The 11,214-nt window shown below is 52.2% G+C and carries 10 protein-coding genes; 8 read left to right on the forward strand and 2 right to left on the reverse strand.

Annotation, left to right across the window (positions count from 1 at the left end):
* Window positions 1-107: 107 nt before the first annotated feature.
* A complete protein-coding gene (locus CRP01_RS18695; RefSeq protein ID WP_099151608.1) occupies window positions 108-1,394 on the forward strand; it encodes a DUF2254 domain-containing protein in 1,287 nt (428 codons plus the stop codon).
* 129 nt (window positions 1,395-1,523) lie between these two features.
* Here CRP01_RS18695 and CRP01_RS18700 read toward each other — a convergent pair whose 3' ends face one another.
* Complete coding sequence (locus CRP01_RS18700) at window positions 1,524-1,892, reverse strand: TraR/DksA family transcriptional regulator (protein WP_099151609.1); 369 nt, start codon at window positions 1,890-1,892, stop codon at window positions 1,524-1,526.
* A 140-nt stretch (window positions 1,893-2,032) separates the two neighbouring features.
* Between CRP01_RS18700 and CRP01_RS18705 the strand changes: the two genes are divergently transcribed.
* The 4 genes from CRP01_RS18705 to CRP01_RS18725 all read left to right on the forward strand — a co-directional run bounded on the left by CRP01_RS18705 (window position 2,033) and on the right by CRP01_RS18725 (window position 7,437).
* Window positions 2,033-2,224, forward strand: coding sequence for a CsbD family protein (locus CRP01_RS18705; RefSeq protein WP_099151610.1), 192 nt, complete (start codon window positions 2,033-2,035; stop codon window positions 2,222-2,224).
* Between the two features lie 327 nt (window positions 2,225-2,551).
* The gene (locus CRP01_RS18715; protein ID WP_099151612.1) at window positions 2,552-5,119 is read left to right on the forward strand and encodes a gliding motility-associated C-terminal domain-containing protein; all 2,568 of its coding nucleotides are present in this window, start codon (window positions 2,552-2,554) and stop codon (window positions 5,117-5,119) included.
* 47 nt (window positions 5,120-5,166) lie between these two features.
* Window positions 5,167-6,162 (forward strand): aldo/keto reductase, encoded by a 996-nt coding sequence (locus tag CRP01_RS18720; RefSeq protein ID WP_099151613.1) that lies wholly within the window; start codon window positions 5,167-5,169, stop codon window positions 6,160-6,162.
* 345 nt (window positions 6,163-6,507) lie between these two features.
* Window positions 6,508-7,437 (forward strand): bestrophin family protein, encoded by a 930-nt coding sequence (locus tag CRP01_RS18725; protein WP_099151614.1) that lies wholly within the window; start codon window positions 6,508-6,510, stop codon window positions 7,435-7,437.
* Between the two features lie 309 nt (window positions 7,438-7,746).
* On the opposite strand, the gene CRP01_RS18730 is transcribed toward CRP01_RS18725, so the two are convergent.
* On the reverse strand, window positions 7,747-8,499 hold the full coding sequence (locus CRP01_RS18730; RefSeq protein WP_099151615.1) for a GLPGLI family protein: 753 nt from the start codon (window positions 8,497-8,499) through the stop codon (window positions 7,747-7,749).
* Between the two features lie 122 nt (window positions 8,500-8,621).
* Between CRP01_RS18730 and CRP01_RS18735 the strand changes: the two genes are divergently transcribed.
* The 3 genes from CRP01_RS18735 to CRP01_RS18745 all read left to right on the forward strand — a co-directional run bounded on the left by CRP01_RS18735 (window position 8,622) and on the right by CRP01_RS18745 (window position 11,214).
* Complete coding sequence (locus CRP01_RS18735; RefSeq protein WP_170110443.1) at window positions 8,622-10,142, forward strand: sensor histidine kinase; 1,521 nt, start codon at window positions 8,622-8,624, stop codon at window positions 10,140-10,142.
* A 148-nt stretch (window positions 10,143-10,290) separates the two neighbouring features.
* On the forward strand, window positions 10,291-10,488 hold the full coding sequence (locus CRP01_RS18740) for a hypothetical protein (protein ID WP_099151617.1): 198 nt from the start codon (window positions 10,291-10,293) through the stop codon (window positions 10,486-10,488).
* A gap of 33 nt (window positions 10,489-10,521) precedes the next feature.
* Entirely contained in the window at window positions 10,522-11,214 is a 693-nt protein-coding gene (locus tag CRP01_RS18745) for a response regulator transcription factor (RefSeq protein WP_099151618.1), read from the forward strand.

Genomic DNA, 11,214 nt, shown 5'->3' on the forward strand with positions numbered 1-11,214 from the left:
AATCAAACACTAACGAACGATAAAATTGAGAGGCATAAAAGTAGCATTCTCAATCTCATCAACTATATTGCTGGATTCCTGTTAGGGATTCAGCAATTTTTTTTTGTATGCTTACCAAACTGAAGAATCAGCTTTTACAAAGCTACCACAACATACGCAATAGTATCGGTGCCTATCCGGCCCTGATCGCTTTGGTATTTTCCCTGGCCGCAGGAATTCTGCTTACCGTAGAAACGCCGGAACTGACCGAGGAGATCAAACAAAAGGCCGGGCTACTGATCATCGATAATGCCGATACGGCCCGCTCCCTGCTGAGTACGCTGATCGGCGGGGTTATTTCCCTGACCGTCTTCAGCTTCTCCATGGTGATGATCCTGCTCAACCAGGCTTCCAGCAATTATTCGCCGCGCCTCCTGCCGGGACTGATCTCCTACAAGCCACACCAGTTTGTACTCGGATTTTACATCGGCACCATCCTGTTCAATATCCTGTGTCTGATCAACATCCTGCCCGGAGAGAATCCCTATCAGATCCCCGGGTTTACCGTACTGATCGCCATTCTGTTGGGCCCGGTCTGTCTGGCGCTCTTCGTCTTCTTTATCCATTCGATCTCGCAGTCTATTCAGATCAATAACATTCTGCAGCGGCTCTACCGGGACACCCTGGGATCGCTGGAGCGACTGGAAAACAAGATGAAAGAAAACCATCCCTCGGAAGATCCCATGGGCGAAGACCGGCAGTGGTTTCCGCTCTACAGCCAACGCTACGGACACCTGATGAACATTTCCGAGTCGGATCTGGTGCATCTGGCCAAGACCCAGGAAATGGAATTTGCGCTCACCCACCCGCGCGGGATGGCGGTACTAAAAGGGGAAGTCGTGTTGTACAGTTCGAAAGAGCTGGACGAAACAACCCGGGAAACGGTTTTTCGCTTTTTGCATTTCGGCAATCAGGAGATCATCGAGGAGAATTTTTTGTTCGGGTTTAAGCAACTTACGGAGATCCTGCTGCGGGCGATGAGTCCCGGCATCAATGATCCGGGTACCGCCATGGACGCGCTGGATTACCTGACCGAACTCATCGGCAAACGCATGGATATGGGCAACTACCTGTCCGTCATGGACGACGATGAAAATCCGAGATTATATCTGAAGATCGTACCTTTTGAGGATCTGGTGTACTACTGTTTTTCGGCGATCCGGACCTACATTGCGCACGATCCGGTGCTGGTACAAAAGATGTTCAGTGCGCTGAGCCATTTGCAGCAAAAGGAAGGAGCGGGTTCCTGGTACACTACCGTGCTCCAACGGGAACGGGATGCCCTCTGGGATGATGCGCAAAAGAACATTGAGAATGCACACGATCTGGAACGGATCCGGACTTATCTGAAATAGGAGGAAAAAAGGTAGATCGGGGAGAAGGAGATCAGTTTCGGGAAGAAGGGCGTAGAGCGATGATACACTGATCTTCGGGCAACTTTGACCGAAGATCAGTGTCGCATGCTTTGGGATCGAAACGTGGGATCAATTGGCTGCTGCTTTCAGGCAGGTGGTTGCTTCCGGCATGGCTTCCAGTCTTTCCCGGCGAATGTATTCTCCGGTCTCGGTGCAGATGCCGTAGGTCTTGTTCTCAATCCGGAGCAGTGCCGCTTCCAGGGCCTGGATCTGATTCATGTCATTTTCGATCAGCCCGTTGAGTTTCAGGGTCTCCTGTTCCATCTGACTGTCTTCTTCGTAATCGTACTTTTCGAGGTTGGTACTTTCCAGAAAATTCGTCTTCCGGTCGTTCAGGTCTTTCAGTTGCTGACGCAGGGTGGCCAGTTTCTCTTTCACATTCTTTTCAAACCCTTGCAGGTCTTCATCACTATAAGGATAGTCTTTTCGATTATTCATATTGGTTCTTTTCTATTTAAACGGCTGAGCGATATGGGGTGTTCGCTGGGTTCTGGGTAAAGGGCCGAACATCAATACCCGAATTCTGGTTTTAGGTATGAGAACATTAGTAAATAACCATTAACCAAAAACCAAACATTATGAGTGCTACGACTGATCGTATCCGAGGAAACTGGAACCAAATTAAAGGTAAACTGAAAGAAGAGTACGGTGAACTGACCGACAATGACCTGATGTATCAGGAAGGTAAAGAAGACCAACTTCTCGGCCGGATCCAGGAAAGAACCGGTAAAAGCAAGCAAGAAATTAAAGACTTTATCGACCGTATCTAAGAGTCGAAAAAGGATTGATTATCTACGATCCGCTCAGAACCGGCGTCAACCCTTGCGGTTGCCGTCGGTTTTGCATTTATAGGCCCCACCCTTCGAGTCTCCCGTAATTTTTTCCTATTCTTGCCGACATTTCCTTCTGAAATAATATTTTTGCATCGCACCCGTTTCAAGAGTGTATCTTCAGATTGCAACTCCATTTACTGAATTTCCATCTTTGCTACCTTGCTGTTCTGGCGATGTGGTTAATCCCTGCTGCTTGAGAAAACGACACTAGTACTATCATAATACCGGTTCCGGAAGGGCGGTAATAAATCGAGTATTTTGAACATGAAGAGATTATTTACGCTATTTGCTTTGGTTGGTTTATGTTTTTCGGCCCAGGATCTCCAGGCCCAGTACGAGGGCAGCGGTCCGTTCTGTCATCAGGGCGGCGGTCTGTTTATCAATGAGATCTCCAACGGTCCGACCACCGGGCAGAATAACAAGGAATATATTGAAATGATCGTCACCCCGGATCCCTCCGCTCCTCTGGCGCCGGTCAACCTCGAAGGTTGGATACTCGACGATAACAATGTAGCGGCCTCCGGCGAGGGCAATGCGACCGGTCATTTTATCCTGGGAGATTGTTACCAGGCGGTTCCTCCGGGTTCCATACTCGTGATCTACAACCCGGAAGACCCGAATCCCGCATTACCCGCGGATGATCCCACCGATGCAAACCAGGACGGCGTCTACATCATACCGGCGAACGATGCCTGTGTGCGGGCCTGCAACAGCAATCCCGTGACCGACAATCCGAACTACTGCCCCTGTGCCGACCCGGAAACCTCCGTATCCGGCTGGCAGATCGGCCTCAGGAATCCCGGAGATGTTTTTCAGATAAGGGATGCCTGCGAAACGGTTGTCCACGCTATTTCCTGGGGAGGCCTCCAACTGGATCCCGATGTGCAGAACAGCCCGGCTTATTTTCGTCTGAACGGAGACAGCCAGTCGGGCCTGGTTATCCGGTTCACCAATTTTGTGAGCAATGACTGGAATGACGCAACCAATTACGATAACCCGCCGGTAGCGACCGGGGAAACTCCCGGTGCTCCCAACAATGCCGAAAACGCGGCTTTTATCGCCCTGTTGCAAACGGGTGCCTTCATGCAGTGCGGGGGCACCATTTACGATTGCCGGATCACCGACGCCGGAGACCTGCAGGCGCCCGACGGTATCACTGAAGCTCCGATCGTGCTGTGCGCCGGGGATGATCTCGGTGCCTTTACCGCCGTTTACGATCAGCCGGATGAGACCGAGCCCATGGCTCCCGGCTTCGATTTTGAATACGCCTTTCTCATTACCAGCGACCAAAGCCCGGAATACCCGATTATGGGCTACAGCTACGACGGTGATTTTGATTACTCCGGTCTGCCGGAAGGCAATTATCGCCTCTGGGGACTTTCCTATATTCAACCCAACGGCTCCTTGACGTTGGACATTTTACTGTCCAATATCGTGAGCTCCATTGCCGATATCCAGAATTATTCCGCCTGTGGCGATGATCTGAATCTGGATAGTCTCAATCAGATGGGCCAGGTGGTGGAGATCCAGGTGATAGCCGCTCCGGTAGCGGTTATGCCCGCCGATCCGCTGAGTACCTGCACGACCGATCCGAATGGTACGCTGGATCTGACCCTCTTTGATGCGGAGATCAGTGACGGCAGTCCATTGCCGGTGGTGTGGTACAGCGACGCCAACGCCACCCAGCCGATCGTTGATCCGGCTAATTTTCCGGCGGCCACCACTACGGTATTCGCCCGTCTGGAAAGTGCGAGTTGCAATTCCAACATCGTATCGGTAGATCTGGAAATAGGAGGTAGCCTCATGGTAGAAATTATGGTCGATGAGGAGCCGGATTGTGATAACCCGCTCGCCGCGATCAGCCTCAATGTACCCGATCCCAGCGGTTTGGTAATCGACTGGAACATCGATGCCTGGGACGGCCAGACCGCCCTGATGGACGTCGCTCCCGGCTCCTACTCCGTAACGGTTACGGACGTTGGTGGATGCCGGGACAGCAGTTCCATTCGCATCAACCCGGGCGGTACTTCCGTGGCGGAATACCTGACCACGAACCCCACCTGTCAGGCTCCGGCTTCGGGTGTTATCCGCCTGGAGGATATCGTGGGAAGCTCCGGCCCCTACGAGATCTCCTTTAACGGCAGCGCCTACGGGCCTTCCGACGGTTGGCAGATGAGCGGCCTGACGGCCGGCAGCTATCTGATCGTATTGCGCGATAATAGCGGCTGTGAAAGCGCCCAGTCCGTTACCCTCTCCCTGCCGGCAGGTCCTTCGCTCGAACTGGGGCCGGATGTGGAGATCAATGAAGGAGAAAGTACATTCATCAGGCCGGTCACCAGTGGTTCTCTGTCCAACCTGAGCTGGAGCCCACTCAACGGCGTGGTGGCCGAACGGGGCGGACTGACCCTGCGACCCACCGAAACGACCACTTACAGCTTTACCATTTCCGATGCCAACGGATGTACGACTACCGATCAACTGACTGTGACCGTGATTCCTTCGGATAACCCGCCGCCACCGCCCGTTCCCGAAGAGCAAACGAGTGTATTCATTCCGAATGCTTTTAGTCCGAATGAGGACGGTTTCAACGATAGCTTCACCATTTTTGGAGATGAGACCGTAGCCAACATCCGGATGATGCGGATCTTCGATCGCTGGGGCAGCCTGGTATTCGAAACCTCCGACATGGCTCCCAACGATCTGCAACAGGGATGGCGGGGACAGGTCAACGGCCGCCCGATGCCCGAAGGCGTCTACATCTATTTCCTGGAAGTTGAATTTACGGACGGGACCACCACCATCATGAAGGGTGAAGTGGTCATGATCAGATAAGGCCGGGTGTCTGGAGAATTGCAAATACGAATAAACCAGTTTAACAAATGGAGTATAAATTATTAGGCCGGACGGGGGTTAAAGTATCTTCCCTCTGCTTCGGTACCATGTCTTTTGGTGGAAACGCCGACGCTAAAACTTCGGCGGATATGTTTCACCGCTGCCGCGACGCCGGAGTGAATTTCTTTGACTGTGCCGATGTCTATGTACAGGGACGTTCGGAAGAGATACTGGGAAAGCTGATCGCGGATTGCCGGGATCAGGTAGTGATCACCAGTAAGGTCTATTTCAGCACGGGCAAAGGTGTGAACGACGGCGGTGCTTCCCGTTACCACATTGTGCGGGCGGTTGAAGCGAGCCTGCGTCGCCTGAATACCGATTATATCGATCTCTATTTCATCCATCACTTCGACGAGACCACTCCGCTGGAGGAAACCCTGAGTGCACTGAACGACCTGGTCCGGCAGGGCAAGATCCTCTACATCGGAGCCAGTAACTATGCGGCCTGGCAGGTTGCCAAAGCTCTGGGCATTTCCCGGCAGCACGCCTGGGCCCGCTTTGAGTGTATCCAGCCGATGTACAATCTGGTGAAACGGCAGGCGGAAGTAGAGATCCTGCCCATGGCCATTTCCGAGCAGGTGGGCGTGATCAGTTACAGTCCGCTGGGTGGTGGATTGCTCACCGGCAAATATGGTGCGGATAAGCGCCCGGAATCCGGTCGATTGATGGAAAATGAGATGTACCGGATCCGCTACGGCGATCAGGAAGTGTACCGTATTGCCGAAGATTTTACCGAACTGTCGGGGGAAGTGGGGATCCATCCGGTATCGCTGGCCATCGCCTGGGTGAATGCCCACGACGGCATCACCGCACCCATCATCGGCGCCCGTAATACCGACCAGCTGGAACCGGCGCTCGCCGCGGTGGAAGTAGATATGAGCCCGGAATTGTACAATCGCATCGCTGCCCTGTCTCCGGAACCGCCGCTGGCTACCGACCGGAATGAGGAGGCCACGGATTTTGAGGCGAATATTCGAAAATAAAGACCTGGGAAAGCAGGGCGTTGGGATTCCCGTTGGGGAGCCAACGTCCTGACTTCCGGATGTCCCGGCGCCCATCGGGCAGTTCGACCTTTTATCACCTATCTTTGTCGGGTATCAACCCGGGGTGGGCAAATGAACTTTCCGGTCTTAGATTAAGCTCTCCTTACCAGTATTGCTCCGGCTTAATGACTCCAAGCGCCTGTCCATTTCCTGATGGCCGGGGCGGAGCGAACCAGCAGTAGCCTTGATTTTGTGGGTTGACATTCAACTCTTTGCGGCCTTTCTCTGTTTGATCATTTTATTCCTGCCGAAAAGTTTTGCAATTTCACCTTCAAAATTACCTGCATGATCCTTTATAAGACTAATCAGAACTGGTTTTCCGATGTCAGCCATTTAGCGCGTTCCTGGACCATGGTGCGGATAATGCGCAGCGTATTTGCTATCGGGGTTTACGCGGCGGCCGTCAGTATCGTCGTGGAATATTTTGAACTGGCCGAGTATATCCGTCTCAATACCAGCGTATTTTCCCTGCTGGGGGTTATCCTGAGTATTTTTCTGGTATTCCGGACCAACTCGGCTTACGACCGCTGGTGGGAAGCCCGCAAGCAGTGGGGCGCCCTGGTTAACAATACCCGGAACCTGGCTATCTACGTACGGACGATGTTCCCGAAGGAAGATCCGGAAACCCGTCATTTTTTTGCCAAGCACATCTCCAATTTCTGTCTGGCTCTGGTGGAGCACCTGCGGGAAGGTACCAAGCTGGATAAACTGGTTTTTCTCCACGACGAAGACCGTACCTACTACGAGAACAAAGGTCACATCCCGAATCACATTGCCCTGCAGATCTTCGAGCGCATCGCCGAGGCCCATCGCAAGGGCGAGATCAATGAAGGAGATTACATCAATATCAAGGCCCAGCACCAGTCTTTGCTGGATATTCTCGGAGCCTGCGAAAGGATCAAAAAAACACCCATTCCGTTTTCCTACGCGGTCTATCTGAAGATCTTTATCACCGCCTACGGCCTGATGCTGCCCTTTGCGCTGGTCAATACCTTCCACATGATGACGGTGCCGCTGGTGATGTTCATGTTTTTTGCCCTGTTGGGAGTGGAACTGCTCGGGGAAGAGATCGAAGACCCGTTTGGCCTGGATTGTAATGACCTGCCCACCGGGGATATTGCCCATACCATCAAGACGAATGTTTTTGAATTGCTGGAAGTGCGTTCCGGAAAAGGGAAAGATGTCGAGCGGGAACTGTACGAAAAGGTCTTTTAGTGGTAGTGCAATAAAGACAGGCGGTAGTGGAGGTTCTATTTTTTTTAAAAAAGCCTGTAAAAATGGCAATTTCAATGGCAATCGCAACTTCAATGCCTAAGATCAGGCGGTAAGGTCAAACTGGATCCGTCAGCTGTCGTTTCCTTGCTATTGTGATTGCAATTGTCATTGCTATTATAAAAGTCCCTTTCGGACACTAAAAAGCTAACTGAAAAAACAGGCGGTGGAATATCCACCGCCCGTCTCCTTTCGTCGGGTGATTATTCTTTAAAACGGGTATCGATTTTCTCAAGATCGATCAAAACATTCCTAGAACCGGATCCGCATACCGCGGCCTCCGCCGTGATTCATCTCCTGCATGATCTTTTCCTGTTCCTGGCGGAATTCCTCGCGGGTCATTTCTTTTCCCTTGCTGGGAGCCTCAATATCCTTATCACTCACTTTGGCCGTGAGGTCCACGCTTTTGGCTTCAATGGTTGAGGTACCGCTGTCGATATCGATTACCAGGATTAGTCCCGGCAGCTGGCCGTAAGCACCGGGACCGGCAGCGAGCGGGATCTCCGGAGTGAACCAGGCTACCACTTCCCGGGTTTCTTCGCCTTCGGCCGTCTCTTCCTGCAGAACGGCCTGTTGGCAGTTATAGCCCAGGATCTCTCTCTGCTCACCCGTGATCTTCCAGGATGATTTGGGGATCTCCTCCGTGATCAGGTAGCGTTTTTGCATGAACTCCTCCTGCTGGATCCGCTTTTTACCCTGCAGATCATGGTAGGTGATGCTTTCCGGACGTTGGAGCTGGATCCGCATGCCACCACTGGAAGCGTTGATACTGCCGTCCGTTTCTTCATCCTCGTAATTCTGGTAGAGGCTCGCCTGGTCTTTGAACACCAGTTGGGTTTTCCATTCCTGCCATTCCGGGAGCATGGCTTTCATCTGAGCATTTTCCTCACCCAGTCTTTTGTGCAGATTGATCCGCTGTTCGTAAATGATCTTACCGGCATTTTGCGCCGGCAACCAGAACGAGACGAGGATTAGGAGCGGTAGGAGTAGGATCGATTTTTTCATATCTCTTTTTTTCGACAAACCTAAAGCCCTTTGCTCCGGGAATCGGTTAAGCAAACTGAATTTAAGGTTAATTAAGGTTAATGCAGTCGGTACGGCATCTGGTATTGGCTTATTTTTGTAGTATGTACAAAAGAAAAAAAGACTGGTTGCCGGTAGGGCTGATGCTGTTCGGTCTGGTACTGCTGCTGGCTTTTCAGGCGGTGTGGCTCGAACGGACCTACCGGACGGAGAAGTCGCAGTTTACCCGACGGGCGGGCGAACTCCTGGAGATCGCTGTGCGCGAACTGTACGATGCCCAGACCATCGACCGCCTGCGCGACGAGGTGGGGTTAGCTGATAGCTGTGAGTTGCGGGTCAACCTTGACCACGCACCTCTCAACCCCACGATTAATTTTTCCACCCGGATCCTGAAAAAGCGGGTGCTCGGGGCAGATCACTTTATGCATGTGGAAACCGACAGCCTGCCGGGATTGCCGGGACTTGGTTTTGATACCGGCCGAATGATCGTGATCAGTCAGGTCGATGAGGTCATCTCGGAAGGCCCTTCTTCATCCATGCTTACGATGAGTGATTCGAGCGCCAGTGGTATCCGGAATTTGTTCGCCCGGGCCGACCGCGCACCCATGGGCATGCAGATCCTGTTCGGCCTGGCGAATGATTCCCTGTCCGTGGATACGGTGCAGACGCTGTATACCGCCAAACTGAAGCAGGAGGATATGCTGCTGCCTTTTGCATTGCATTCGGAAGAAATGGTGCCGGCATCCGGACTGGCAACCCGGGCGGTGAGCGCCAATATGTTCGGCAGTCAGGAATTTATGGCAGTATTTCCCAACTACCGCGCATTCGTACTGGGACAGATGTGGGAAGAAGCCCTGTTCTCGCTGCTGCTGTTCGGGGTGATCGCCCTGGCATTCGCTCTAATCTACCGGAGTTTGCGCAAGCAACACCGGCTTTCATTACTTAAAAACGAATTGCTCAGCAATATTACCCACGAATTGAAGACTCCGATCAGTTCCGTTAGTGTGGCCATCGAGGCGCTGCGGGATTTTGGGGCGCTGCAGGACCCCGCTCTTACCCGGGAATACCTGGATATTTCCCGGGATGAACTCAAGCGATTGTCTTTACTGGTTGATCGGGTACTGCGACTCACTACCTTCGAACAGAAAGAACCGGACCTGCAGCTGGAAACGCTGGATATGTCCGAAGTAACCCGGACCATTCTGCGGACCATGCAGGTGCAATTCGATCAGTACGATGCTCGGCACGAACTGAAGGTGAGCGGTCGCGATTTTTCCATTCAGGGAGACCGGACGCACCTCAGTTCCGTCCTGTTCAATTTACTGGATAATGCCCTCAAATACCGGAACGGACAGCAACCGGAAGTGAAATTGCACCTGGAAGCGGAACCAGACTGGCTGCGCATCAGTGTGCAGGATAATGGCATGGGTATCCCCGCTGCCTACCAGGAACGGATCTTCGAGAAGTTCTTCCGGGTACCGCAGGGTAATGTGCACAATGCCAAAGGTTACGGCCTCGGCCTGAGCTACGTGGCGGCAGTGGTGGCCAAACACGGCGGGCGGGTGGAAGTACACAGCAAACCGGGCAACGGCAGCCGTTTTACCCTGACCTTTCCAAAAAACTAAAATTCCGATTGCTAAGCCCTTTAGGGATTGGTAAGCGGAATTTTATGGGATTTGTAATCCCCGGCGAGCCTACTAAGGCGGCATTAAAATCTCTGCGTTTACAGGCTTAACCATCTCTATCGAGCTTATTAAAACAATCTTTGGTAGTATGGGCTTAGCAATCTCTATCGAGCTTATTAAAACAATCTTTGGTGGTATGGGCTTAGCAATCTCTATCGAGCTTATTAAAACAATCTTTGGTGGTATGGGCTTAGCAATCTCTATCGAGCTTATTAAAACAATCTTTGGTAATATGGGCTTAGCAATCTCTATCGAGCTTACTAATCCTTCCGGTTCGGGCCAATAAGGTTCTAAAGCGAGACGCGCAAAAAAAAAGCATATGAAATTAACCAAGATCTTATACGTAGAGGACGAACCCTTTCTGGGGCGGATCGTGAAGGAAAGTCTCGAAAGCCGGGCCTTTCAGGTGCGGATGATCCGCGACGGCGCTCAGGCCCTGCAGGCGTATCGGGATTTTCAGCCGCACGTTTGCGTCCTGGATGTCATGCTGCCTAACCGCGACGGTTTCGCTATCGGACAGGACATTCGCGAGGAAAATCCGCAGGTGCCCATCATGTACCTGACGGCAAAAAATCAGACCGAAGATGTACTCCAGGGATTCAAATCGGGTGGCAATGATTATTTGCGCAAGCCCTTTAGTATGGAGGAACTGATCGTGCGGGTCCAGAATCTGCTCCACCTGAGCAGTCAGCAGACCGCCCCGCCCGCTCCGGGGGATACCATTACGCTCGGCCACTACAATTTTCTACCCAATAAATACGAGCTGCATTTCGAGGGAGAGAGCCGTACGCTTTCCCACCGGGAGACCGAATTGCTGCGCATTCTCTGCGAATACCAGAATCGCATCGTGCAACGCAAGCACATCCTGCAGGAGATCTGGGGTGATGATTCGTTTTTCAACTCGCGGAACCTCGATGTTTACATCACCAAAATGCGGGATTATTTGAAAGGGGATCCCCGCCTGCGGATCGTGACCATCAAGGGGGTCGGTTACCACTTCGTAGTCGAGTAA

The organism is Flavilitoribacter nigricans DSM 23189 = NBRC 102662, assembly GCF_002646595.1.
GTDB lineage: Bacteria > Bacteroidota > Bacteroidia > Chitinophagales > Saprospiraceae > Flavilitoribacter > Flavilitoribacter nigricans.